This is a genomic window from Clostridium sp. CTA-1 (genome assembly GCF_054768215.1).
This window is the reverse complement of the sequence record NZ_BAAAAP010000006.1, coordinates 1-26,237: the sequence shown is the minus strand read 5'-3', so window position 1 is coordinate 26,237 and position 26,237 is coordinate 1. Positions and strand designations below refer to the sequence as shown.

At 27.7% G+C, this 26,237-nt stretch carries 18 protein-coding genes, 1 tRNA gene, 2 rRNA genes and 1 riboswitch; of the genes, 7 read left to right on the top strand and 14 right to left on the bottom strand.

Features of this window, described 5'->3' with window-relative positions:
- Positions 1-79 precede the first annotated feature (79 nt).
- On the bottom strand, positions 80-3,919 hold the full coding sequence (gene addA, locus ACYUEW_RS06095) for a helicase-exonuclease AddAB subunit AddA (protein WP_460276434.1): 3,840 nt from the start codon (positions 3,917-3,919) through the stop codon (positions 80-82).
- 149 nt (positions 3,920-4,068) lie between these two features.
- Positions 4,069-4,875, bottom strand: coding sequence for a Tim44 domain-containing protein (locus ACYUEW_RS06090; RefSeq protein ID WP_460276433.1), 807 nt, complete (start codon positions 4,873-4,875; stop codon positions 4,069-4,071).
- Positions 4,876-5,255: 380 nt separating this feature from the next.
- On the opposite strand from ACYUEW_RS06090, the gene ACYUEW_RS06085 reads away from it, so the two are divergent.
- Positions 5,256-5,744 carry a hypothetical protein gene (locus ACYUEW_RS06085; RefSeq protein ID WP_216472069.1) on the top strand — a complete coding sequence of 163 codons (489 nt, stop codon included), beginning with the start codon at positions 5,256-5,258 and terminating at the stop codon, positions 5,742-5,744.
- Positions 5,745-6,050: 306 nt separating this feature from the next.
- Here the strand turns inward: ACYUEW_RS06085 and ACYUEW_RS06080 are convergent, their stop codons facing one another.
- Together ACYUEW_RS06080 and ACYUEW_RS06075 are read right to left on the bottom strand one after the other, a co-directional pair.
- The gene (locus ACYUEW_RS06080) at positions 6,051-6,737 is read right to left on the bottom strand and encodes a hypothetical protein (RefSeq protein WP_163225337.1); all 687 of its coding nucleotides are present in this window, start codon (positions 6,735-6,737) and stop codon (positions 6,051-6,053) included.
- 2 nt (positions 6,738-6,739) lie between these two features.
- Positions 6,740-7,390, bottom strand: a complete 651-nt coding sequence (locus tag ACYUEW_RS06075) for a tetratricopeptide repeat protein (RefSeq protein WP_061326474.1) — start codon at positions 7,388-7,390, stop codon at positions 6,740-6,742.
- 323 nt (positions 7,391-7,713) lie between these two features.
- Between ACYUEW_RS06075 and ACYUEW_RS06070 the strand changes: the two genes are divergently transcribed.
- Positions 7,714-8,211: a hypothetical protein gene (locus ACYUEW_RS06070; RefSeq protein ID WP_460276432.1), complete on the top strand. Its 498-nt coding sequence runs from the start codon at positions 7,714-7,716 to the stop codon at positions 8,209-8,211.
- A 122-nt stretch (positions 8,212-8,333) separates the two neighbouring features.
- On the opposite strand, the gene addB is transcribed toward ACYUEW_RS06070, so the two are convergent.
- The gene (addB, locus tag ACYUEW_RS06065) at positions 8,334-11,777 is read right to left on the bottom strand and encodes a helicase-exonuclease AddAB subunit AddB (RefSeq protein ID WP_460276431.1); all 3,444 of its coding nucleotides are present in this window, start codon (positions 11,775-11,777) and stop codon (positions 8,334-8,336) included.
- A gap of 675 nt (positions 11,778-12,452) precedes the next feature.
- Here addB and panB point away from each other — a divergent pair.
- The 4 genes from panB to ACYUEW_RS06045 all read left to right on the top strand — a co-directional run bounded on the left by panB (position 12,453) and on the right by ACYUEW_RS06045 (position 15,025).
- A complete protein-coding gene (gene panB / locus ACYUEW_RS06060; RefSeq protein ID WP_460276430.1) occupies positions 12,453-13,280 on the top strand; it encodes a 3-methyl-2-oxobutanoate hydroxymethyltransferase in 828 nt (275 codons plus the stop codon).
- An 80-nt stretch (positions 13,281-13,360) separates the two neighbouring features.
- Complete coding sequence (gene panC, locus ACYUEW_RS06055) at positions 13,361-14,206, top strand: pantoate--beta-alanine ligase (RefSeq protein WP_460276429.1); 846 nt, start codon at positions 13,361-13,363, stop codon at positions 14,204-14,206.
- A 131-nt stretch (positions 14,207-14,337) separates the two neighbouring features.
- Complete coding sequence (gene panD, locus ACYUEW_RS06050) at positions 14,338-14,721, top strand: aspartate 1-decarboxylase (protein WP_045896449.1); 384 nt, start codon at positions 14,338-14,340, stop codon at positions 14,719-14,721.
- Between the two features lie 88 nt (positions 14,722-14,809).
- A complete protein-coding gene (locus ACYUEW_RS06045) occupies positions 14,810-15,025 on the top strand; it encodes a DUF378 domain-containing protein (protein WP_030033312.1) in 216 nt (71 codons plus the stop codon).
- 26 nt (positions 15,026-15,051) lie between these two features.
- On the opposite strand, the gene ACYUEW_RS06040 is transcribed toward ACYUEW_RS06045, so the two are convergent.
- From ACYUEW_RS06040 to ACYUEW_RS06015, 6 genes are all read right to left on the bottom strand, one after another.
- A complete protein-coding gene (locus ACYUEW_RS06040) occupies positions 15,052-16,821 on the bottom strand; it encodes a Na+/H+ antiporter NhaC family protein (protein ID WP_003488272.1) in 1,770 nt (589 codons plus the stop codon).
- Between the two features lie 161 nt (positions 16,822-16,982).
- Positions 16,983-17,157: riboswitch (Lysine riboswitch) on the bottom strand.
- A gap of 189 nt (positions 17,158-17,346) precedes the next feature.
- Complete coding sequence (locus ACYUEW_RS06035) at positions 17,347-18,129, bottom strand: amino acid ABC transporter ATP-binding protein (RefSeq protein WP_460276428.1); 783 nt, start codon at positions 18,127-18,129, stop codon at positions 17,347-17,349.
- A gap of 435 nt (positions 18,130-18,564) precedes the next feature.
- Positions 18,565-19,563 carry an isocitrate/isopropylmalate dehydrogenase family protein gene (locus tag ACYUEW_RS06030; RefSeq protein WP_003488270.1) on the bottom strand — a complete coding sequence of 333 codons (999 nt, stop codon included), beginning with the start codon at positions 19,561-19,563 and terminating at the stop codon, positions 18,565-18,567.
- Between the two features lie 201 nt (positions 19,564-19,764).
- Positions 19,765-21,690 carry an aconitate hydratase gene (locus ACYUEW_RS06025; protein ID WP_460276427.1) on the bottom strand — a complete coding sequence of 642 codons (1,926 nt, stop codon included), beginning with the start codon at positions 21,688-21,690 and terminating at the stop codon, positions 19,765-19,767.
- A gap of 145 nt (positions 21,691-21,835) precedes the next feature.
- Positions 21,836-23,197, bottom strand: a complete 1,362-nt coding sequence (locus ACYUEW_RS06020; RefSeq protein WP_003488268.1) for a beta/alpha barrel domain-containing protein — start codon at positions 23,195-23,197, stop codon at positions 21,836-21,838.
- A 484-nt stretch (positions 23,198-23,681) separates the two neighbouring features.
- A complete protein-coding gene (locus tag ACYUEW_RS06015; RefSeq protein WP_003488267.1) occupies positions 23,682-24,407 on the bottom strand; it encodes a lysophospholipid acyltransferase family protein in 726 nt (241 codons plus the stop codon).
- Between the two features lie 137 nt (positions 24,408-24,544).
- Here ACYUEW_RS06015 and ACYUEW_RS06010 point away from each other — a divergent pair, with 137 nt between their 5' ends.
- A complete protein-coding gene (locus ACYUEW_RS06010; protein ID WP_042386074.1) occupies positions 24,545-25,408 on the top strand; it encodes a ComEC/Rec2 family competence protein in 864 nt (287 codons plus the stop codon).
- 352 nt (positions 25,409-25,760) lie between these two features.
- Here ACYUEW_RS06010 and ACYUEW_RS06005 read toward each other — a convergent pair.
- The 3 genes from ACYUEW_RS06005 to ACYUEW_RS05995 all read right to left on the bottom strand — a co-directional run.
- Positions 25,761-25,835 (bottom strand) — tRNA-Asn (locus tag ACYUEW_RS06005).
- A gap of 8 nt (positions 25,836-25,843) precedes the next feature.
- Positions 25,844-25,960 (bottom strand): 5S ribosomal RNA (gene rrf, locus ACYUEW_RS06000).
- A gap of 130 nt (positions 25,961-26,090) precedes the next feature.
- Positions 26,091-26,237 (bottom strand): 23S ribosomal RNA (locus ACYUEW_RS05995); the annotation flags it as partial.

Here is a 26,237-nt window from a genome sequence, read left to right as displayed (position 1 = left end):
ATTATTTTTTTCCCTTCTTATTTGTTAATTTTTTTACAAACTATATATATTAACAAATTACAATTAGCATCATCTTAAATCAATTAATTTTTATATAAWTATCTATAGAAAATAAATATAAATATTTATCTTTTACAGTTTTTCCCGTTATTCTCTTTAAGGCTTCTTCATAATATTTAATCTGTATTTTATATCTATTCTTTATCTCCTCTATATCATTAACATAGTCTGTTTTATAATCTAATAATACTAGTCCCTCTTCCTCTTCAAAATAACAGTCTATTATTCCTTGGATTATTAGCTTTTCATCTTTATATATTTCTTTATCTAAATCTTTATAAATTTCTAATACAGGTATTTCAATAGAAAAAGGCATTTCTCTATTTATATTATTAGAATTAATCATTCTTTTTCCTAGTTCACTTCTACAAAATTTTAATATTTTATATGGATTTATAACCTTGGACTGCTCATAGGTTATAAATTCTTTTTCTATTAGTCTATTTATTTGCTCTTTTATGCTATCTTCATTTTCTACCTTTTTTAAATCTAAATGCTGCATAAATAAATGTATAATAGTCCCTCTCTCTGAAGGAGATATTTTCTTTTTTTCTTCCATAAACATAGGTTTTCTAAGCTCTACTTTTTTAAATAATTCTTCTGTATTTTCTTCATTATCTAATATAAATTGTTTTTTCACATCTGAAACTGATAATTTTGTTGGTATGTTTGAGGCATTATCATATTTGTATTTAAAGGAAAGTCTTTTATATATTTCTTCTTTATAATTACTTTCTTCTAAATTCATTAGTGTTTCCTTTATTTTTTCACTAACTTCCACTTCATCCTCTTCAACTTTTTCCTTCAATAATTCTTTTTTATTCCATAATTCTATTTTCCATTTTGACTTATCATCTACTATATTAGAAAGCTCTGATGTCATTTTTAACTCTTCTCTAAAACTTACAGCATCTTTATGTTTTATAACAGCTGGCCCTATCCAATCTAAATATGTTTTCCCACTCATAACAGCATATTCTGGTACTTTATTTTTTTCTTCTGATAAATTGAACCAATTTTCCACGGTTTTATCTACATTATTTATTAATCCTGTTATTATGAGTTTTTCTCTCGCCCTTGTTAAAGCTACATATAATATTCTAATTTCTTCTGATAAAGTTTCTAACCTTATTTTATTTTTTATGATATTCTTAACTAAAGATGGATAAGCTATTCTTCTTTCTATATCTACATAATCTGGACCATATCCTAAATCTCTATGAAATAATATATTTTTATTAAGGTCTGTCATATTAAAATTCTTACCGATACCACTTAATATAACTACTGGGAACTCTAGCCCTTTACTCTTATGAATACTCATTATTCTTACTACATTTTCATTTTCTCCAAGTATTTTTGCACTTCCCATATCTCCACTACTGAATTTTAATTTATTTATAAAGTTTATAAAATTGAATAATCCTTTATAACTAGTCTTTTCATATTGCTTTGCCCTTTGGAAAAGTATCCTTAAATTTGCCTGCCTTTGCTCTCCTGCTGGAAGAGCTCCTACATAGCCATAGTAGCCTGTTTCTACATATAAAAACCATATAAATTCATCTATATCTATATGAATAGATTTTTTTCTCCATAAATTTAACTTTTCTATAAAACTACATATTTTATTTTTTAATTCTTCTTTCATATCCTTTACTATTTTATTTATTTTATCTTCATCTTCTACATAAAAGCTATAATAAGAATCTAACTTTTCATTTTTATACAATCTATATATTATTTCCATACATTCATAAAAAGCTATATTTTTATTTACCATTCTTATATCAATAAGATCATCATCTGTAAAAGAAGCTATGGGCGATCTTAATACTGAAAGTAATGGTATATCTTGAAGAGGATTATCTATTATTTGCAGTAAGGATATAATAGTTTTTATTTCTGTTGTATCAAAATATCCTGAATTTGTATCTGCAAAAACTGGTATTCCTTCCTTTGCAAGCTCTTCTACGAATACTGGTGCCCAGTTAGATGTAGCTCTCATAAGTATTACTATATCCCTATATTGGATTCCTCTATATTCACCAAGCTTTTTATCAAATACCTTTAATCCACCTTTTAAATTATTTCCTATTACTTCCTGTATCTTTTTGGCTACCAATCTTCCCTCTAATTGTATATTATCTAGAGCTTCTTCTTCATCCATATTATATTCTTTTAATACTTCTTCACTTATTTCATATTTTTTATCCATTAAACATAATTCTATAGGTTCACCTTTTACCTCTTCCCCGTAGCTAGCTCCAACAGTTAAAGCCTCTTTTTCTGTATAATCTAATTCACCTATAGTTTTAGACATTATTTGTTTAAATAAATAATTTACACCATTGATTACTTCTTCCCTGCTTCTAAAGTTTTTAAAGAGCTTTATTTTTCTATATTTTGAACCTTCTTCTTCGCTATATTGATTATATTTATCTAAAAATATCTCAGGTTTTGCCTGTCTAAATCTATATATACTTTGTTTTACGTCCCCCACCATAAATCTATTAGGAATATCTAGCCCTACTTGAGGTTCTTCAAAATTTATTTCTTCTTCATTAAACACTAATTGACTATTAAAAAAACTCCAATAACCTTTTACCCTAGATACCATACTCATAATAACTTCTTGTACCAAATTACTATCTTGGTATTCATCTATAAGTACTTCTGCAAATTTTTTTCTATAATCTAAAGCAGTATTTGAAGGAATTATATGTCCCTCATCAGTTTTATCTGTTAATATAGATAAACATAAATGCTCTATATCATTAAAATCAATTAAATCTCGTTCTCTTTTTTTAGCCTCATATTTTTTATCAAATAGTATTACTAAATTGGATAATGCTTTCATTGATGGATATAAAAATATAAATTCCTTCCTTATAAATTCATTTTCATAGGAATCTAGTATATTTTTAAGCTCTACTATCTTTTTCTTTACCTTATCCCTTAATTTTTTAACCCTTTCCTTAGCCTCTTTATCCGCATCTTTGTTTCTTTTTACTGGCAACTTAGGAAAGTCATAAACTATTATTTCATTTCTAAATTCTTTAAAACTTGATTTTTGAAGTAAATTATTTATAAAATTCAAATCCATTTTGAAAGGTTCATAATAATAGTCTATGCCCTCTGAATTTAATATTACATCTATAGATTGCTGTAGCATATTTTTAAATCCATGTAATAATACTTTCATATCCTCCATAATCATATCTGCCCACAATGTTTCTTCAAAATTAAACTCTTCTCCCACATTGAATTCCTCTGCCATATTTAAAAGCCAATCATAAGGAAGAGGTGCACTTTTAGCAAATCTATGTAATTCTAAAACCACTTCTTGTAATCTAGTATCCTTTCTACTAGCGTAGCTTTCTACTAAATTAATAAAATCTTCATTCTCTATTTCATATAATTCATCAAAAAGCTCATCCATTGCCTCTTGTTTCATAAGTATTCCTTCTGTTTCATCACATATTCTAAAATTAGGATCTATTTCTATAGTATGAAAATTATTTTTTATGACTTGAAGACAAAAGGAGTGAATGGTCATTATATTTGACTTATTTAATAAAGTAAGTTGTTTTCTTAATACCTTTGACTCTGGGTCTTCATCTAACCCTTTAGAAATAGCATCTCCTATTCTCTCTCTCATTTCTGCCGCCGCTGCATTAGTAAAAGTAACTACTAATAATTTATCTATATCTATAGGTTCCTCTTTATCTAATATTTTTTCAATTATTCTCTGAACCAAAACAGCAGTCTTACCAGCCCCTGCCCCTGCTGCTACAAGCAAGTTACAATTCTTAGTAAAAATAGCCTGCCTTTGTTCATCTGTCCACTTAGTGCTACTCATTTTTTCACCTCGTTTTAAATACTACTCTATAACTACATATATATTATAACCCGTATTTTAAAAATAGAGTACAAAACATGAAAAGAGTACAATATTAGAAAATAAAGATTATAATGTACACAACCTCTATACTACACAATTAAAAATTTTTATTCTTCTGATACTATAACAAAATCTCTATCCATATCTACTTCATCTTCCTGCATTATTAAATCAACAACCCATAAATCATTTTTCTTAATAAATTTCCAATACTCAACAAAACTGCTGTTTCTAGTGTTTCCATCGACAACTTGTGTGCTTGTTTCATCTATTGTATAATCTATCATTGCTCCATGAATGTAAAACCAAATAAAATCTTTTGAGTTATCTTCATAATGCTCTAATCCTACTGGTTTTGCATTTAGAAGCTTTATATTTTTTAAAACATTTCTTTGATTTCTAATTTCCATCCAGGCTAACTTAGAATTATGTAGTTTATAGATGTCTTCACTCATATATTCCTTGGATATTTCAAGATTGAGGCTTGTCCACGCTTCTTGCATCTTAAAATAAGTTTTTTCAACTCTATTTTGTAGCATATCTTTTGAATAGCTCATATCTACTTTTTTTAATCTCCTAATAACTTCTTCTGCCTCTTTACTCTTTCTTGAAATTTTAGTTCTACAAATTATAGTATCTTTTTTCCAAATTAGTATTATAAATAAAGGCACTATCAAAAATTCTATTAAATGGCCAACATTAGATTCTCTTGATTCATAATATCCTCTAGAAGAACTTCCTCTGCTTCTATGGATACCACTACCATGTCCACCGCTACTGCTATGACTGCTACTACTATGTCCCCCTCCGCTACTATGTCCACCACCAGATCTAGCTGATACTGTAATAGATAAGTTAAATATACAAAATATACTAAATAAAAATATAAAAATTAAATTCTTTCTCTTCTTCATGTTTCACCTCTTTTTAAATACTATTAACTCTATCTATATTATAAGCTTTATTTCTAAAATAGAACACGAATTTCAGATTACAGAGTATAGAGAAAAGAGTACAGATCCAAAAATAAAAAAGTCAATATTATATAATAAAGTAAAAAACGCAGAATAGCGATGAAAGAGTAATAAATGCAAATTTCAGAGTATAGAAGATTATAGATTTAAAAATAAAAAAGCGAATATCATAGAGTAAAGTAAAAATATAAAATAATAACATGAATAACTTTATTCAACTTATTTATATAAAATATTTAATTATAATATTTACATATTCCAAATTATATATTATATTGTAATTAATAGTCAAAAAGTTAATTTTTTAATAAGGAGTTATTATGAAAAAGCTATCTTTTAAATATATATGGAATATTATGGTGTTCATACTTTTAATTGATTCCTTCTTTGGTTTAGTTCCTATTAAATATAACAAATCTACAAAAGAATATAATGGATATTACTATTCATATCAATCAAAAAAAATACAAACTAAAGATCCTATTAAAGTAAAATTAGTTTTTAAATCTTATACTAAATTTCATTTATTTAAATTGACCAAATCAGATGAGTTTAAAGGAGAATTGTTCATAAATAATACTAAATATGATATAAAAAGACTTAACTTTATAAACGATAAGTCCGTGCACAACAAATACATAGGTCAAATTAAAAATAGTAAATCAAGCTATAATTTTAGTACTATTTTTATATCTAAAGATTTAAATATGGCTTCTATCAGTAATTATAATAAAAATTTTGATATTTTGTGCGCCACTAAAAATTTAAATGATATGAAAAACTTAGATATGAAATTTTTCAAAGAATAAAAATTTATAGAAAGAGCCGTAATTAGTTATTATTTCTTGACTAGAGATTAGTTTTTTTGTTCTAAAATTACTATAACAGCTTTTAAATGTATTAAAATAAGAAATACTTTTAGGAAAAATAGATATCTAAAAAAATAATAAGAATACTTTATTTGTGAACTAATATTTAAGCGTGAAGTAAATAGTAAACAGGACGTGATATTAGGGCACAAATATTAGTATTCTTTATTTTTATAGCTATCTATGGACCAAAAGTATTTCTTATTTTAATTCTCAAGCTTTAAAGGCTGTTAAGTCGTAATTTCATTATATAAAGTCACACTCTATATTATTTTCTTTTATAAATTCTATTTTATCTTTTAGTATAAGATTTCTTTCTTCTATTATAGCTTCCATAGGAGTTTTACCTTCACAAATATCATTTTTATTAAGCTGCCAAGTTCTTAATACATCTATGCAATTCATAAAAGCTGCTCCTTTTGCAGTAAATTGCTTTCCATTCATTAACTCTGTAAGCTTGTTTAAAAAATCCATTAGTAAAACTTTTTCTACCTTTCCTCCACCTGCCCATATTTGTGCTGGTGTTAATCCGCTCCATAATTCTGAAGGTTCATTTTGCCATTTCTTTATAGCTTCATTTTTATCTTTAGATTTACTACTTAACTCTTTAAATTGTATATCTATGTTTTTAGAAATTTTTTCATTAAATAAATTAAGTACTCCACCAGTTTTAGAGTAAACTGAAGCATATATTAAATCCCCGTTAGTAAGTGGTAACATTCTTTCATATAAACCTAATATATTAGTATTTTTTAATTTAGGTGCTACATCTAATACTGGTGAATTATCTTTTCTTTTCATTGCTTCAATAAATATAGTATTGTTTTCTAATTTTTCGTATTTTTCATTTAAAGAACATTCTATTTGTATTGATATTATTTTTTCTGCTACCTCATCATTAGGTATCCATAACTCCTTTTGTTTTGGCATCATTACTATTTTTCACCTCTTAATTTTTCTAATAAATCATTTGCTTCCTTATAATGTGGATTTAATTTTAAACTTCTTTTAAGCAACTTTTCCCCTTCTTTATAATTATCGTTATAATTAATCTCACAAACTGCTATGTTATATAAACATTTAGATTTTATAAATTCTTTATTATCCATCTTATTTATGTAGTTTAAACTCTTATTATAAAAATCCATGCTCTTTTGAAACATACCTAACAAATAATATATTAATCCTAAGTTATAGTACACAAGAGCATCTCTATCATATAAACTTAAAGCATTTAAATATTTATCTCTAGCTTTAAACAAATTCCCATAAAATCTTAAATCAATATCTGCCATTACGGACTCTGTAAAATAATTATCTGGATATTTCTTTAATGATTTATAACAAACCTCTGCTAGTTCCAGATCCTTTTCATTAAAAGAAATTATAAACAAAAGCATTTGCTTTCCCCAATTTAAATCCAAGACTTCTTTGTTATTTTTTATATAATCTTTTAAATATCTATGTATAGCTTTATGATTACTTATTCCTTCTAATATTAAATCTTTATAATTAGAATTATCTATATTTTGTCTATAATTATCTAAAAGAAGTTTTTCGTACTTCTTACTTAAGTTTTTTTTCATTCCTGCCCATTATTCTCCCTTCAAAATAAATAATATAACACATATAAGTATACAATATTTTTTCATTTACATGCAAAATTTTATATATTTTTGTAATTAATTTTATATAAATATATAGGAAATTTGTCCTATTTGATTTTTATCTACTTAATTTACACTTAGAAAATATAAATATTTGTATTACTAAATAAGTATAAGGTTATATTTTTATCCTAACTATATTAAAGTTAAATCTATTCTTATTTTCAAAGAAAATCCTTTCATTAACACTTATTTATTTTCTGCATAGAATAAAGTGTGTTTATTTTATAGGAGGTTCATAAATGTTTAATTATTATAATCCTTGTTCTATGTGCATGCCTATTCCTATTTATCTTAAAGCCCCTTATCCAATGATGCCTATGGGATATGGCTGCGATCATGTGAATGAAACTAAAGAAAATGATGATGACTTAAAATGCTTATATCCAAGAATTTATTTTAAAGTCTATCCTTTAGTAAAAAGACACTGTGACATGATGGAAAGAGAAAAGGGTAAGAACTATTGTCCTTGTGAAAAGGAAATGGCTGATGCTTGTAAAGAAATCTACAAAAGAATAAAACATGAATTAGATGATGATGATGATGATTACACTAGACAACGCCGTTATAGAAGACGTCATGCTATAAATGATCTTATAAGAATAATACTTATAGGTGAACTTTTTGGTAGACGAAGAAGGAGAAGAAGAAGACATTCTGATCATAATCCTAATTATAATTATTATGCTTTTGATGATGACAACGACTATTATGATTTTGATGATGACTATGATGACTAATATTTTTCACTAATTATCCTTTTTAAGAAACATAAAAATATTTTCTACAAATTTACAAAGAGTTTATTAATAAAACTATACTATTAATAAACTCTTTGTTTATAGTTATAAAAAATGATTTTTTAGCATTCTAATTTTGTCTTAATAGATTCCCATACCTCTTCATCTTTTTTATCTATTAATATATTATATTTGTTTCCTCTTATTTCTGTATCAAATTTACAAACTGAAGAATATATACAATAATCACAAGAGGATCCATCCTTCTTTTTATATGGCTTTATTTCTATGTTTCCCTCTAACATTTCCTCACAAATTTCAATTATTGTATACCTTACATATTTTCTTAATGTTTCAAACTCTTCTTTTGTAGCTACAGAGGATTTACCTTCTGATACTCCTCCATCTTTTTTAAGCATAACAGGTATGATATCCGATATACCAGATATTATATTATCCATATCTTTTATAACATTAGGATCATTTAATATTAGTCCTTTCATTTTTAAATTTTTTATTATATTTTTTTCAATTTCCTCATCACTGATATCTACAGTATTTTTTACTATAGGATCATCTAATTTTAAATATAAAAGTGCCCCTGGTTCTCCATTTACGCCAGATCTTTCAGCTAATTCTGTAAGTATAGCATCTAAATATATTAATAGTTGTAATTGTAATCCATAATAGACATCAGATAATTTAAATTCCTTTGTACCGGATTTATAATCTATTATTTTTAAATAAGTAGCGCCATCCTTTTGCAAGAGATCTACTCTATCTACTCTACCTATTAAATTTACAACTTCCCCTGAATGAAGTTCCATTGCTATAGGAGGATAGTCTCCATCTACATCAAAGGATAATTCATAATAACTTGGTTTAAAATTTCCTCTTTTTATATGTTCTCCTATAAGCCATATAGATCTTTTTAAAATCTTCTTTACACTTTTCGTTACATATTCATATCTTTTTGAACTATTTAATATGTCTAAGGATTTATTATCTAATTCCTCATTAATTAGTTTATCAATTTCTTCTTCTGCCCAATTTAAATCCATGGTATTCCACTCTAGCCCTTCCTTTTCTAGCTCATGTGAAAACTTCTCCAATATGCTATGCATGAATATTCCTAAATCTGGATAACTTAAATTAAATATTTTTCTATCTTTAGCCTTTAATCCATATTGTACAAAGTAGGCAAAGGGACATTGAGAAAATTTTTCTACTCTAGATACACTTATTTTCAATGGTTTACCATATAAATTCCTTATTTTTTTTGTTTCTATATATTTGCTTTGATTTGTATAATCAAAACCTTTTATTAATCTATTTAATTTTTCAATCCAAAATTCATTTTCTAAATACCATTTATATGTATCTCCCCATATATTATCTATTTTTACCCCCTCTACATCTTTTCTTAAATTAGATATTAGATAATTAAAAGTTGGCTTTGCAGAGGATATATTTTTTAGTTCTTCTTCTTCACCATTGAGTCTTACTATATCATTTTCTTCACATATATTAGTAAATATTTTCTTTATCCTTGATATAATTATAGATGGTCTTAAAGTTTTTCCCTCTCCATCTGCTATAGGGTAGCTCAATCTTAAATATTTACTTGGGGTAGTTAATGTAGAATATACTAAAAATTGTTCCTCAAAGGCTATACTTTTAGTATCTTTAGCTATTTCTAAGCCCTTTTCTCCTAAAAATTGCCTATCCTCATCGCTTAAAATTCCTTCTTCTTTTAATGGGGCTGGGAATATTCCATCATTTACCCCTACTATATATAAGATATTTATATTGTGACTTCTAAGTCTTGTTATACTTCCCACTATTACTTGATCTAAGGTAGGTGGTATAAGCCCTATTTCATATTCTGAAAATCCTGTTTGAAGTATCTTAAAAAATTCTTTTAAGGATATTTTTTCTTCACCTATAACCTCCGCTATTTGATCTAAAACTTCCATCACTATATTCCATATTTGATTGTATTCACTAGCTTTTTCTACTTCACCTTCTACTTTAAAATTTTCTATCATATTCTGTATTTTATCTGGTAGGTTTATACTACATAAAAATTCATATAATACTTCACAAAACTCTTTTGCCCTATCTTTACTTTTAAAACTTTTATTAAGAGATACAATAGGATCCATAGCTTCATATCTTATATCATTTATTTTATCTAATAGCTCTTTTTCAACCTGCTCTTGTAATTCATAATTGCTAAAAGATTTATGTTCCCAAGGCTTATCATTAGTCCATTGATATCCTTTAATGCCATTAGCAAGCACATAATTTTCTAAAATATCCATTTCTTCATTATTAATATCTAAAAGTCCAGTTTTTAAATATCTAAATACTGATTCATAAGTCCAATTTTTAGATAAAACCTCTAGGGCAGAGAGTATTAATACTATTATTGGATTATTATTTATTTCTCTCTTTTTATCTATAAAAAATGGAATATTATATTGCAAAAAGACAGAACTTATTATATTTTCATATCCTTCCAAATCTCCCGTAATTACTGCTATATCCTTAAATCTACAACCTTTATCTCTACAAAGTTTTATAATATCCTTTGCGGTGTTTTCTATTTCTGTAAATTGATTTAAAGTTTTAAGCATGCAAATATCTTTTGTTTCATTTTTATACTCTTTATAAGGAAAAGAAAACATATTTTTCTCTAAATGCTGAAGTTCTATACTATTCTTGAACCTTACACAAGGGTCACATTTAAGTGCTATTGGTTTATCTAATTTTATATTATTATCTTCTATTATTTCTAGCAATTTATTTTCTGTATTTTTAATAGGAGAAAACACATCTGTAGTATCAACAAATCTACCTTGATTTAAATAATCTGTACACAAAGTTATATTTATTCTATAGGATTTTAAAAGTAATTTTTCTAGTACAGAATATTCTTGAGGAGAAAAACTTGAAAATTCATCTATCCATATTTCTGCATTATCAAACTGCTTACTTTTATTTAATTTTTCTACCAATATAGTTAAATCATCTTCATTATCTATATAGTTTTTATGTAATCTTCTTTCAAACTCAGAAAATATCAAAGACAAATCTTCCATTTTATATTTTAAATTATCCTCTTCAATACTATCTAAATTATTTATTATAATTTCAGGAGTTACATTATATCTTTTAAATTCTGTTATAATATCTGAAATTGTGGTAATGAATCCTTGCCTTTTAGCAGCTTTTTTAAATACTTTTAAATTATTTTTATTATCTTCAATTATATTATATAAAAGCATGCTTTTACCGGATTCATTCATATGTTTAGCAGTTATACCTCCCACTTCATTAAAGACCCTATAAGCCATTCTTTTAAAACTTAATACCTGTGTTTTAAACCCGGTTTTTTCACCTAATACTTCTATTAAATTTTTTTCTGCTTGGAAAGAAAATTGTTCTGGTACCAATAATATAAGTGGCCTATCTACATCTTCTTCTATTCTTTTTTTTATACTATTTAAACAATATTGACTTTTTCCACTGCCAGCCCTTCCATATATAAATCTTAGACTCATAAAATCCACTCCCTAAATTCTATACATTTAAATAAATTGAATATAGTATATACATATTTAAAATTTTATCTCATTACTATCATCGTTAATACTCTTTAGAGGTCAAGATATAATTATTCTAAGAACTTTATCTGGACCTAAAAATCATTTCTTTAAATAAGTTACACTTAAATTTCATCTATATACATTCTACCAAATTTAAATCTGTAATGTAGAAAATTTTTAATAGAGCTCAGTTTAGAACTTTTTAGCAAAATAAGTCACTTTATAAGTATATTTTATATATTTGTGGTGTTAAAATTAAATCTATTATATTTATTATCATTATTATTTGTGCTAAAATAAATTTGGGTAGTATCCAATTTGGAACTGCACCTGATTGTTTTTATTTTTAAATTTGTATAAAAACTGCTCACATCAATAAAATTAAGACAAACTATTATCTTAATGTCTTAAATTATAATACTAATGCAACTGTATTTGAAAATTTTTTCTCAAAACAGTATGTTTATCTCAAATTTTTTCTATTCATATATACTTTAGATATCCTTATTTAAAGTATTTTGTCTAATCTTTTTATAAAAACAATTCGGATGCTCATTGGTATTCTATCCATCCTAATAAATTTTTACAAAATTATTTACAATATAATATTAATATTTTAGGAGGGATACAATGCGTAATACTGTATCAACTTTTCAAGAATTAAAAAACAAAGGTGAAAAAATAACTATGTTAACTGCCTATGATTATTCTATGGCAAAACTTATAGACTCCTCTGGAATTAATGGAATACTAGTTGGAGACTCCTTAGGAATGGTGTGTCTAGGATACGAAAATACACTTAGTGTAACTATGGAAGATATGCTTCATCATACCAAAGCAGTTGTAAGAGGAACTTCTAATGCTTTAGTTGTAGGAGATATGCCTTTTATGTCTTACCAAACTTCTATTTATGATGCGGTGTATAATGCAGGAAGATTTATAAAAGAAGCTGGCGCTCACGCTGTAAAATTAGAGGGTGGTGCCACTGTAGCTGAAGAAGTTAAAGCTATAGTTAAAGCCCAAATTCCTGTAATGGGACACATAGGTTTAACCCCTCAATCTGTAAATATGTTTGGAGGATTTAAAGTTCAAGGGAAAAATGAAAAAATAGCAAAAAAACTAATAGAAGATGCTAAAATTTTAGAAGATGCGGGAGCTTTTTCTATAGTTTTGGAATGTATTCCAGAAAAATTATCAAAAATAATATCAGAATCCATATCTATTCCAACTATAGGCATAGGCGCAGGAAAATATTGTGATGGCCAAATTCTGGTTTATCAAGATATGCTTTCTATGTTTTCAGATTTCAAACCTAAATTTGTTAAATCCTTTGGAAATATAGGTAAATCTATAAAAGATGGTGTATCTCAATATATAGAAGAAGTTAAAGAAGTTACATTTCCTGAAGAAAAACATACTTTTAAAATAGATGATGATGTAATAAATAAATTATATTAATAAAGAAACTAATAAATGTTATTAAATACTTATTTAATAACTAAAGGGAGGGTAAAAGCTGATTATATCAGCTAAACAATATGAATATAGTTCACACAATAAAAGATGTTAAAGAAATTATAAAAAAATGGAAAGACGAAAATTTATCTATAGGCTATGTACCTACTATGGGCTATTTACATGAAGGTCATGCCTCTCTTATAAAAAAAGCTAGAGAAGAAAATGATAAAGTTGTGGTTTCAATTTTTGTAAATCCAATTCAATTTGGACCAAAGGAGGATTATTCTACTTATCCTAGAGATTTAGATAAAGATTCATCCTTATGTTACGAATTTGGAGCAAATTTAATTTTTAATCCTGAAGCTTCAGAAATGTATCCTAATAAAATATATAGCCATGTAAATGTGGGTACACTTACAGAAAATTTATGTGGAGAAAAAAGGCCTGGTCATTTCCAAGGGGTATGCACAGTTTTAACAAAATTTTTTAATATAATAGTCCCTACAAAAGCTTATTTTGGTGAAAAAGACGCTCAGCAATTGGCTGTAGTAAAAAAGATGGTTCAAGATTTAAATTTCCCTATAGAAATAATAGGTTGTCCTATTATTAGAGAATCTGATGGTTTAGCTAAAAGTTCAAGAAATGCTTACTTAAATATAAAAGAAAGAAAATCTGCATTAGTATTAAATAAAAGTCTAAAAGAAGCCATAAATGCATTAGAATCTGGTGAAACAAAATCAAATACTATAAAAAATATTATAGTAAACAGGCTAAATAAAGAGCCTCTAGCAAAAATAGATTATGTAAGTATAGTAGATAGCGATAGCTTACAACCTGTTGAAGAAATAAAATCTTCAATATTAGTAGCCATAGCAGTTTATATAGGTAAAACAAGACTTATAGATAATTTTACTTTTATAAAATAATTTTATCATGGTTTTAAGATAAAATTCATGGTGAAATATAGACTATGTTTATTATATATAATAACAACTAATATATACTCCATATAGTACATGTTGTGCTACTCAAGATATTATAAGTGAGGTATAAATAAATGACAATAACTATGTTAAAATCAAAAATTCATAGAGCTACTATAACAGAAGCTAATCTTAACTATGTAGGAAGTATAACTATAGATAAAAATCTAATGGATAAAGCTAATATTTTAGAATATGAAAAAGTTCAGATAGTAGATATAGATAATGGAAGTAGGTTTGAAACCTATGTAATAGCTGGTGAAAAAAATAGTGGTGTAATCTGTTTAAATGGAGCCGCTGCACGTATGGTTCAAAAAGGCGACAAAATTATAATAATGAGTTACTGTGATTTAACTATAGATGAAGCTAAAAAATTTAATCCTACAGTATTATTTGTAGATAATAAAAATAGCATAGAAAAACTAACTAATTATGAAAGACATGGTGAAATAATATAATTATTTTTTATTAATGTTTTCCTAATACTTATATTTTATTAAATTTTGGAAATACTAACATTATAGAACTAATAAAGGAGATGTAAATATGAGAACATTAGATATTATTTCACTTACATTAGTAGTAATTGGCGCTATAAACTGGGGACTTATTGGTTTTTTTAGATTTGATTTAGTTGCGGCTTTATTTGGAGATATGTCTGCATTTACAAGAGTTATATATGCTCTTGTAGGAATAGCAGGTTTATATGCAATTTCATTCTATGGTAGGGACAGAAACGAAGAACCTAGAGAAGAAAAATAAGGAAAGTGCTTAGCACTTTCCTTATTTTATGCATTCATTTCTAATGTCTCTTCTTTTAAACTTTCTTCCTCTACTATATCGTTTGGTTTACCTACAAATCTAATTACTACTGCAACTAATCCTATTGATAATGGTAAAACTATATATATTGGTAACCCTAATCCTGCTGGAATGTATCCGAATAATATTGTACATGCTGCTATAGTTAAAGCATATACCATTTGCGTTGATGTATGATCCAAATGATCACAAGCAGATCCCATAGAAGACATTATAGTTGTATCTGATATTGGAGAGCAATGATCTCCAAATATTGCTCCAGTTAAAACCGCGCTTACATTTATTACTACATAAGTTGGATCTGGTGATATGGCATAGGCTAATGGAATTGTTAAAGGCATCAATATACCCATTGTTCCATAAGCTGACCCTGTAGCAAAAGATATAACAGATCCAAATATGAATATTATGCTTGGTAATAAAAATTTTGGTATAGAGTTGGACAAAATTGAAACTAAAAAAGTAGCTGTTCCAAGTTCTTTTATAACTGCACTTAAAGACCAAGCAAGAAGTAATATAACTGCTGTTATAATTAAAGATTTCATTCCTGTAATCCAAACATCTATAGCTTCTCCCACTTTAAAAATCTTTTGTGATGCTCCCATTATTATTGCTACTATGCTTGCAAGTAATGCGGATTGGAATAAAACTACACTGGCATCTGATGCACTGAAGGTTTCTCTTAAAGCATCAAAGGATGCAGGTGATGTTTGTAGCATTTGTATTAAAGCCTTATCTTCTCCTCCCATTATAGCTTGATAACCATTATAATAAAAACCTGCAAAGGCTCCAATTATTAATATTCCTATTGGAATTATAGCATTCCAAATACTTAACTTTATTCCTTCTCTTGGTTCAAGTTCTGTAGTTTCATCAGAAACCATTGGTTTTGCTGTATCTGATAAAAGCTTACCTGTAGTTCTTGCTCTTCTTTCAGCTTTAAGCATTGGACCAAAGTCTCTTCCCATTAAAGCTATTAATACTATAAATACTAATATTAATATGTTATAAAATCTATAAGGTATAGTTGATAAGAACAATCCATATGCATTTACACTTTGGCCAATACTTGCATAAGCATCTTTTATTAAGCTTATTTCATACCCTATCCATGTAGATATAACTGCTATACCAGCTATTGGTGCTGCTGTACCATCTATTATAAAGGCTAATTTTTCCCTTGATATTTTCATTTTATCTGCAACAGGCCTCATGATAGGTCCTACTATAAGAGCATTAGCATAATCATCAAAGAAAACTAATAAACCTAAAAACCAAGTTATAATTTGAGCACTCTTTGGAGTTTTAGCTTTTTTAGCTAAGGATTCCGCAACAGCTTTAGCCCCACCCATTTTAGAAATTACTGCTATAAGTCCACCTATAACCATACATTGAAGTATTATTCCTGCATTCCAAGGATCTGCAAGAGAATTTAATATTCTATTTATTAAATCTAAAAAAGCTTTGAAAATAGCACCGAAAATATTGTTTCCATTTAGCTGTAATAAAAAGCTTCCACTAAAAACACCTAGTGCTAAAGAAATAACTACATTTTTCGTAATAAAGGCTAATACAATAGCTATTACTGGCGGTAAAATAGTCCATATTCCCAATCTGCTAGCATTTTGTGCTACAACCTTTGGGTCTAAGTCTGCTGCTAATACTGACATGTTACTAAATAATAAAATCATTAAAACAAATGAAAAAGTTAATAATATTCCCCTATTTTTTTTCATAAAAATCTCCTCCTCTATTTATAAATTTCAAGCCCTATAAGCTTTAAAATTTAAGTGAATATGGGGAGGAAAACCATCATCAAAAACAAAAAAGCCTTAAGCTTTACACTCAAGGCATATAGACGTACTTGTGCGCACATAAATAAAACAGTACGAATACTTTGAATGATAGCTCTCCACAAAATAAATTTGTGACAGTGTTACACATATTCTATGTAACCCCAGCATACAACCTTAAAGCCTCAATTGTATACTTCGGCGATATTCCCTTTCCTCTTACTTCATAGTGCTTATCTCTGTAAAAGTACTAATTAACACCGCACCTCTATCTACTTGTTATTCACTTTTAGTTAATTATAGTATTTATATCATATATAGTCAAGTTATTTTCTAAAGGATTTTAACACTTTCATAATATTATATAAATTTTTCTGTAAAAAATCCATTAAAAATTATTAAAATTAAAATTTTTAAAAAGTTTATATATTACTAAAAATATTTGATACCTTAAATTTTATTTTATTTCTATAGTACTTTTTTTAAAAATTCCTTAGTTCTTTCTTCTTTGGGCCATGTAAAAAATACCTGTGGACTAGCCTCTTCTACAAATTTACCTCCATCCATAAAAATAACTCTATCTGCAACTTCCTTGGCAAATCCCATTTCATGAGTTACAACTACCATAGTTATACCTTCTTCTGCCAACTTTTTCATAACAGATAAAACTTCTCCTACTAGCTCTGGATCTAAGGCAGAAGTTGGTTCATCAAAAAGCATTATATCTGGATTCATAGCTAATGCCCTTGCTATGGCTACCCTTTGCTTTTGTCCTCCAGATAATTTACTAGGATAATAATCCATTTTATCCTCTAATCCAACCTTTTTAAGAAGATCTTTAGATCTTTCTAAAACTTCTTCTTTATTCTCCTTTTTAGAAACTAATGGCCCTATCATTACATTATCTAATGCAGTCATATGAGGAAATAAGTTAAAATTTTGAAATACCATTCCCATTTTAGAACATGCTTCTTTCATGGATTTTTTATCCTTGGAGTTTAAAATTTTTCCTTCTATTTCTATAATTCCACCATTTATTTCTTCTAAACCGTTTAAGCACCTTAAAAAAGTACTTTTTCCTGATCCAGAAGACCCTATTATTACTACCACTTCACCCTTTTTAACTTTCAAATTTAAATTTTCAAAAACTATTAACTCACCAAAAATTTTTTTAATATTTTTAGTTTCTATCATAACCTCTTCTTTATCTATCATCTTATTGTAGTTATCTATAATTAAGGATTTTTCCATCATTACTCCTCCAATGTATTTAATTTTTATCTTTGTAATTTTATCGCTTTATCTTAATACAGTAATAAATTCTATATTAATACTTTATCATATTAATTTGTTTTTGAAAATAATAAAATAATTTTTTATAAAAAAAGTTTTTCTTATAATCTTAAAATCATAAGAAAAACTTTAATATAATTGTAAAATATGACTTGAAAATTTATCCGATAACTAACCACTCTAATACTCCCATCTTCTTCAAAGTTGGAGTAAAGAGCGGCTACGTTTCTGGATAACCATTTTCTCCTAAAGAGGATAACGACTTCTAAGGAGTAAAACTCCTTAGAAGTCTGTTAATAAGCTTTAGAGGGAATAAAAACTCCCTCTAAAGACAAGAACTCTATTTATATATCTAATTAAAGGGTAATAGGGAATTAAAAATTATATATTAATTTAAAAATTTTCTATAATTGCCGCTGTAAATTCTTCTGTTGTAGAATTTCCGCCTAAATCCTCTGTAAGGTATTTTCCCTCTACAAATACTTTTTCTATAGCATTTTCTATTTTTTTAGCTTTTTCATTTTCTCCGATATACTTTAACATCATAGCACCACTTAGTATGCAAGCTGTTGGGTTAGCTTTATTTTTACCTGCAATATCAGGAGCAGCACCATGGGCAGCTTCAAATACAGCTCCTTTATGTCCTATATTAGCTCCTGGAAGTAATCCCAATCCACCAACTAAACCAGCTGCCATATCTGATAAAATATCACCATATAAATTAGGCATTACTAAAACATCATATTTTTCTGGATCTAAAACTAATTTCATAGCCATAGCATCTACTATTACATCTTCAAAATTTATATCCTTATTTCTACTAGCAACTTCCTTTGCACATTTTAAAAATAATCCATCTGATAATTTCATTATGTTAGCTTTATGCACTGCAGTTACCTTATTTCTATTTTCTTTTCTTGCTAGATTAAAAGCATAATCAACTATTCTATCACTAGCTTTTTTAGTAATTACCTTTATACTTTCTGCTATATCATCACCAATCATATGCTCAATACCTGCATATAAATCCTCTGTGTTTTCTCTTACAATTATTAAATCCACATTTTCATATCTAGATTTTATTCCTTTATAACTTTTTACAGGTCTTATATTTGCATATAAATTTAAACTTTTTCTTAAAGTAACATTTACACTTCTAAAGCCTTTTCCTACAGGAGTAGTTACAGGCCCTTTTAATGCTACTTTATTCTCCTTTATACTATCTAAAACATAGTCTGGAAGAGGGGTTCCATATTGGTCTAAAACTTTTTCTCCCGCCTCTACTACATGCCAATTAATATCTACTCCCACTGCATCTATAACTTTTCTTGCAGCTTCAGTTACTTCTGGGCCTATACCATCTCCTGGTATTAAAGTTATATTGTGTTTCATCATATCCCTCCGAAAATCTATAAGTAGAATACTTTTAAGTATTTACTATATTTGTAAATTATCAATTTAATTTATAATTATAATATTTTTTATTATTTTTACTATTATTATATATAATATTCCCTATAAATTATATTTATTTAAACATGTTAATAATAATTTGTTACTATCCATATTTATTCTAATTCTAAATTTTTGTAGCTATTGTTGAGAACTTTTTATTAAATTTAATAATCCGCCCTTTAAAATCATCTTCTTTTGTCTATCTGTTGCTTCTAATAAAGTTTTATATTTTATGCCCTTAGTTTTATTTATTATATCTATTTTACCTATTTCCACTTGATTTAGTACATTTTCTATTACTAATTCATCCATTTCACCTATAGAATCATAATCTTCTTCTCTTTCAAAAACTAAAGGTAATATACCATTATTTATTAGATTTGCTTTATGAATTCTAGCAAAAGATTTTGCTAAAACTGCTTTTATTCCTAAATAAACAGGGGCTAAAGCTGCATGTTCTCTACTAGAACCTTGGCCGTAATTTGTTCCTGCAACTATTATACCTCCTCCATTTTCTTTAGCTTTTTCAGGGAATTTTTCATCACATGGAGTTAAGCAAAAGTTTGATAAATAAGGCACATTAGATCTATAAGGCAAAAGTTTAGCATTAGATGGCATTATATGATCCGTTGTAATATTATCTCCCACCTTAGTTAATACCTTTCCAGTCACTAATTCTTTTAAAGCTTCTGATTTAGGAAAAGGCTTTATATTTGGTCCTCTTTTAACCTCTATAACTTCTCCTTCTTTGGCTGGCTCCATTATTAAATTATCATTTATCAAAAATTTATTAGGCATTTTTATATCTTCAAAATCAGTTAACTCAGTAGGATCTGTTATATATCCTGTTAAAGCTGAAACTGCTGCCACTTCTGGACTTACTAAATATACATTAGCGGATTTTGTTCCAGACCTACCCTCAAAATTTCTATTAAAAGTTCTTAAAGATACAGCATCTGTACAAGGAGATTGCCCCATTCCTATACATGGTCCACAAGCACATTCTAGTATTCTCGCTCCTGCCATAACTAAATCTGTTAAAGCTCCATTGTTAGCCATCATGTTCAGAACCTGTTTAGAACCCGGTGCTATAACCAAAGATACATTTTCTGATACAGTTTTTCCCTTTAATATACTAGCAGTTCTTAACATATCTCTATAAGAGGAATTTGTGCAACTACCTATAGCTACTTGATTTACTTTTATATTTTTAAGTTCTGATACTGGCACTATATTATCAGGACTATGTGGACAGGCTGCTAAAGGTTTTAGCTCTGATAAATTTATTTCTAATTCTTCATCATAAATAGCATCCTCATCTGCTATTAAATACTTATAATCTTCCTCTCTTTCTTGAGCTTGTAAAAACTCCTTAGTAATTTCATCTGATGGAAAGATTGATGTAGTAGCTCCAAGTTCTGCTCCCATATTAGTTATAGTTGCTCTCTCTGGAACTGTAAGAGTTTTTACTCCTTCTCCTGTATATTCAAATATTTTTCCTACTCCACCCTTTACAGATAATCTTCTTAAAACTTCTAATATAACATCTTTAGCAGATACAAATGGTCTTAATTTTCCTATTAAATTTACCTTAACTACTTTAGGCATATTTATATAATATTCTCCACCTGCCATAGCTACTGCTACATCCAATCCACCAGCACCTATAGCTAACATTCCTATACCTCCTCCTGTTGGAGTATGGCTATCGGATCCTAATAAAGTTTCTCCAGGCACACCAAATCTTTCTAAATTAACTTGATGGCATATTCCATTACCTGGTTTTGAAAAATAAATTCCGTGTTTTTTAGCTACTGTTTGTATATATAAATGGTCATCCGCATTCTCTGGTCCACTTTGCAACATATTGTGGTCTATATAAGCCACTGATCTTTTAGTCTTTACTCTATCTATACCTAAGGCTTCAAACTGAAGATAAGCCATAGTTCCTGTAGAATCCTGAGTTAAAGTATTATCTATTTTAATAGCAATTTCTTCTCCTTTAGTCATATTTCCTTTTACTAAATGGGATTTTATTATTTTTTCTGTTAATGTTAAACCCAACTGTTATTCCCCCAATCAATTTGTACTTTAATATTTATCTTTTGTTTTTTCTTACTAACCTTTGATTTATCCTAGTTTTTACTTTTCAGATACTGATCTTTCACCAATTTTAACTTTGGAATTTTGTAAAATTATATATTAATCACTAACTAGCTCTTTGAAATAAGTCTGGTATAAGCTGTTTTACTATAATTTCTAATTCATTATTTCCTATTATTGTTGTTCTACCATTTTCATATTGATTATCTACCCATTCTTTTATTGCCAGAATTCTTTCATCTTTTTTATCTATCTTATTTTCACCCTTTAATTTAAAGTAAGTGTTTATCCAAGCCGCAATACCAGCTAATCCTGAATATTGATTTACAGCAACCACAACTGGTCTGTCTAAAATCTTTTCTGTATTGAAAATATTATATATTTCCTCATTTTTTAATATACCATCTGCATGTATACCAGCCCTTGTAACATTAAACTCACTTCCTACAAAAGGTGTTCTTGGTGGTATATTATAATTCATTTCCTGTTGGAAATATTCTGCTATTTCATTTATGACATGTAAATTCATATTAGCGGTATTGCCTTTTAATTGTCCATATTCTATAATCATAGCCTCTAGTGGACAATTTCCTGTTCTTTCTCCTATACCTAAAAGAGAAGTGTTTACAGATGAGCAACCATAAAGCCATGATGTGGAAGCATTGGCTACTACACCATAAAAATCATTGTGTCCATGCCACTCTATTCTCTCTGAAGGAACATTACAACAATATCTAAGTCCATGAATAATTCCTTGAACACTTCTTGGTAGTGATGCTCCACTATAAGGAACCCCTAATCCTAAAGTATCGCAGGCTCTTATTTTAACAGGAATATTAGCTTTATTAGAAAGTTCCATTAATTTATTTACAAAAGGAACTACAAAACCATAAAAGTCTGCTCTTGTTATATCTTCTAAATGGCATCTTGGAACAATCCCATTAGCTAAAGCTTCTTCAGCAATTTCTAAATACATATTCATAGCCTTTTCCCTTGTTGTATTAAGTTTCTTAAATATATGATAATCTGAACAAGACATAAGCATGCCAGTTTCTTTTATTCCCATTTCTTTAACTAATTTAAAATCTTCTTTGCTTGCTCTTATCCATGAAGTAACTTCTGGGAACTTATAACCTCTATCTAAACATATTTCCGCTGCCTTTCTATCCTTCTCAGAATACAAGAAAAATTCTGTTTGTCTTATTATCCCAGATTCGTTATCTAATTTATGAAGATAGTCATATATTTTTACTATTTGTTCTGTAGTATATGGTGGCATCGATTGTTGTCCATCCCTAAATGTTGTATCAGTAATCCATATATCCTTTGGTAAATCCATTGGAACCTGTATATCATTGAATGTTACCTTTGGTATTTCATCATATGGAAATAAATCCTTATACAAATTAGCACTTGATATATTTTGAAGCACATGATTATATGAAGATTTAACTATTTTAACCATCATAATTCCCCCTAAATTTATTTATTGTTCTTACCCCACATTTTTTTCAAAAACCGTATTATGCATTTTTTAATTTTTTTCCTTCATTTTTAGATAGTATTTAACTTTTATCCATCATATTATAATTGTTAAATATATTTAATATGTATTAATTTATATTACTGTTTAACTTGTATTTTAATATTATATATGCTTTATAATTGGTATTCTATCACCCTAATAAAAATTAATCAACTATCTTTTCGCTCTATTTTTGCAATTTCAAATAAATATATTGCAATTGTTTGCTTTTGCTTTAAAAATCATACAATTGATATTTTTTTTTATCATCTTGCATAGAACCTTGTTTATCTCAAAGAAAAATACTTAAAATAGACTAAATCTACTTTTTTTAACACATTAAATATAAAAAAATACACTTAATAAACATATGATATGATTTATTAAGTGTATTCTCTATATCACCCAATCTGTTTTGGGATATCATTTATTGATTTCTTACTTTCTCTAATTCCTTTTGTATAATTTCTTTAATAGTCTCAGATAAATTATTTTGTTCTTCTTTAGAAAGTTCTTTAGGATATATCGGTGGACATACTATTAAATCTACATCTGCAGCTTTTATCTTTCCACCATTAGCTTCTCTCACCTTGTAGGTACCATTAATAGCTATAGGCACTATAGGTACTCCCGCTTTTATGCCTAATTTCATACTTCCCTTCTTAAATTCCCCTAAATTTTCTCCCCTACTTCTTGTACCTTCTGGAAATATCAACATACTATATCCATTTTTTAGATTTTCTACACCTTCATTTATTGTTTTTACTGCTGCTCTAACGTTTTGTCTATCCATAAAAACACATTTCATTTCTTTCATCCAATAAGTCAATATTCTAAGCTTTAGCATTTCTTTTTTAGCTACAAAACCTACATATCTATCTAAAGATGAAACTATAACAGGTACATCTAATAATCCTTGATGGTTTCCAACAAATAAACAAGGCCCATCAGGCACATTCTCTAATCCTTTTTTATTTATTCTTATGCCTATACCCTTAACTATGAAATTTGCCCACCCTAAAACACTTTTATTAATATACTTTTCTATTTCTTCTTTATTGCCTTTTCTCTTTAAATATTTTAATTTTATTATTCTTAAAAGAGATAGCATCATATAAAATGCAAAACCTAAATATAAAATAAATGATTTCATTATAAATTCTCTCCTTTTGTTATGTAACTTCACTTTACTATTATAATATATATAAAAAAACTTATCTACTTTTGGTTAATTTATGTTAGAATTAAATAATGTATACTTTATTTAACATAACACAGGGAGTTGAATTTATGAAACTTAAGAAAAAAAATTTAATAATAGCTTGTTTATTGATATGTTTATCAATTATATTTACGGCTTGTTCTCAGCAGTCCTCTAACGCTATTAATACTTCTAACAAATCTAATGAGTTAAAAGTTCATTATATAGATGTTGGACAAGGAGATAGTATTCTGGTTCAAACAAAGGACAAAAATATATTAATAGATGCTGGAACTCGTAAAAGTTCTGATAATCTAATAAATTATTTAAAAAAACAACATATAAAAAAGTTAGATTATGTAATAGCCACTCATCCTCATGAAGATCATATAGGTGGAATGCCAAAGGTTATTGATGAGTTTGAAATTAGTAACTTTTATGCTCCTAAAAAGACTGCCAATACTAAAATTTTCAAGGATATGATATTACAACTTAAAAAGAAAAATTTAAAAATCAATGTAGCTAAAAAAGGGATATCTTTAGATCTATCTAATGATAGCTCCTTAGATTTTTTAGCTCCAGTTAAAGATAATTATGAAAATACAAATGACTATTCTGCAGTAATAAAATTAACCCATGGAAATACAAAGTTCTTATTTACAGGGGATGCAGAAAAAACAAGTGAAAAAGATATTTTAAACTCAAATGTTGATCTATCTTCTAATATCCTTAAGGTTGGTCATCATGGTAGCCATTCTTCCTCCTCTAAAGAATTTTTAGATAAAGTTAACCCTAAAATGGCTATAATAAGTTGTGGTAAAAACAATGATTATGGGCATCCACACAAGGAAACTATGAAAGAATTGAAAAAAAGAAATATTGAAGTTTATAGAACAGATATAGATGGAAATATACTTTTAACAAGTGATGGAGAAAACATTAAAAAGAACTAGAAAATAGATTTAATTTTAATATAGCAAAAATAAAAAAATATATGAAATAAACATATGAAAGAGCTTTAGTAGTTCTTAATTTGGCGGAATTAAAAATTTACGTAATTCCTCACAGGACGTGAGGAGCCAGTAGTGAAGCCAAGGATGGCGCCTCTACTGGGTAGAAAATTTTTAATGTAGCCATATTTAGAACTACTTAGCAAAATGAATAGTTTATGAATGTATTTTTTATTTTTGCGGTATTAAAATTAAATCTATTTTAAGTTAAACTTTGATACGCAAATAAGGATATTGGAATAAAATATACCAACATCCTTTTTATATTCATATTATATTTATCAAAAAATAAAAATGGCTCCGCGAAAAGGATTCGAACCTTCAACCTATCGGTTAACAGCCGAGTGCTCCACCGTTGAGCTATCGCGGAATATTTTTATCTGGCAACGACTTACTCTTCCACAGGGCCTCCCCTGCAGTACCATCAGCGCTTTGAAGCTTAACCTTCGTGTTCGGCATGGGAACGGGTGTTACCTTCAAGCCATAATCACCAGATGCTGATTTACAGAAATCTTTGATTTCGTTTTAAATCAGTACTCCTCAGCCTTGCTGAGTGAGTTACCTTTTAAAAAGTTAATATCTTTTCTGAAAGAATGTTCTCTCAAAATTGCACAGTGAATTTTATTTGGTCAAGCCCTCGACTTATTAGTATCAGTCAACTTAACATGTTGCCATGCTTACATCTCTGACCTATCAACCTGGTGTTCTTCCAGGAGTCTTACTAGCTTACGCTATGGGAAATCTCATCTTGAGGTTGGCTTCACGCTTAGAT

What these genes read in the sequence shown, in the direction of transcription:
- ACYUEW_RS06090 (WP_460276433.1), bottom strand. Translation starts at nt 4,875, where the DNA reads ATGAAGAAGAGAAAGAATTTAATTTTTATATTTTTATTTAGTATATTT.
- ACYUEW_RS06085 (WP_216472069.1), top strand. Translation starts at nt 5,256, where the DNA reads ATGAAAAAGCTATCTTTTAAATATATATGGAATATTATGGTGTTCATA.
- ACYUEW_RS06080 (WP_163225337.1), bottom strand. Translation starts at nt 6,737, where the DNA reads ATGATGCCAAAACAAAAGGAGTTATGGATACCTAATGATGAGGTAGCA.
- ACYUEW_RS06075 (WP_061326474.1), bottom strand. Translation starts at nt 7,390, where the DNA reads ATGAAAAAAAACTTAAGTAAGAAGTACGAAAAACTTCTTTTAGATAAT.
- ACYUEW_RS06070 (WP_460276432.1), top strand. Translation starts at nt 7,714, where the DNA reads ATGTTTAATTATTATAATCCTTGTTCTATGTGCATGCCTATTCCTATT.
- addB (WP_460276431.1), bottom strand. Translation starts at nt 11,777, where the DNA reads ATGAGTCTAAGATTTATATATGGAAGGGCTGGCAGTGGAAAAAGTCAA.
- panB (WP_460276430.1), top strand. Translation starts at nt 12,453, where the DNA reads ATGCGTAATACTGTATCAACTTTTCAAGAATTAAAAAACAAAGGTGAA.
- panC (WP_460276429.1), top strand. Translation starts at nt 13,361, where the DNA reads ATGAATATAGTTCACACAATAAAAGATGTTAAAGAAATTATAAAAAAA.
- panD (WP_045896449.1), top strand. Translation starts at nt 14,338, where the DNA reads ATGACAATAACTATGTTAAAATCAAAAATTCATAGAGCTACTATAACA.
- ACYUEW_RS06045 (WP_030033312.1), top strand. Translation starts at nt 14,810, where the DNA reads ATGAGAACATTAGATATTATTTCACTTACATTAGTAGTAATTGGCGCT.
- ACYUEW_RS06040 (WP_003488272.1), bottom strand. Translation starts at nt 16,821, where the DNA reads ATGAAAAAAAATAGGGGAATATTATTAACTTTTTCATTTGTTTTAATG.
- ACYUEW_RS06035 (WP_460276428.1), bottom strand. Translation starts at nt 18,129, where the DNA reads ATGGAAAAATCCTTAATTATAGATAACTACAATAAGATGATAGATAAA.
- ACYUEW_RS06030 (WP_003488270.1), bottom strand. Translation starts at nt 19,563, where the DNA reads ATGAAACACAATATAACTTTAATACCAGGAGATGGTATAGGCCCAGAA.
- ACYUEW_RS06020 (WP_003488268.1), bottom strand. Translation starts at nt 23,197, where the DNA reads ATGATGGTTAAAATAGTTAAATCTTCATATAATCATGTGCTTCAAAAT.
- ACYUEW_RS06015 (WP_003488267.1), bottom strand. Translation starts at nt 24,407, where the DNA reads ATGAAATCATTTATTTTATATTTAGGTTTTGCATTTTATATGATGCTA.
- ACYUEW_RS06010 (WP_042386074.1), top strand. Translation starts at nt 24,545, where the DNA reads ATGAAACTTAAGAAAAAAAATTTAATAATAGCTTGTTTATTGATATGT.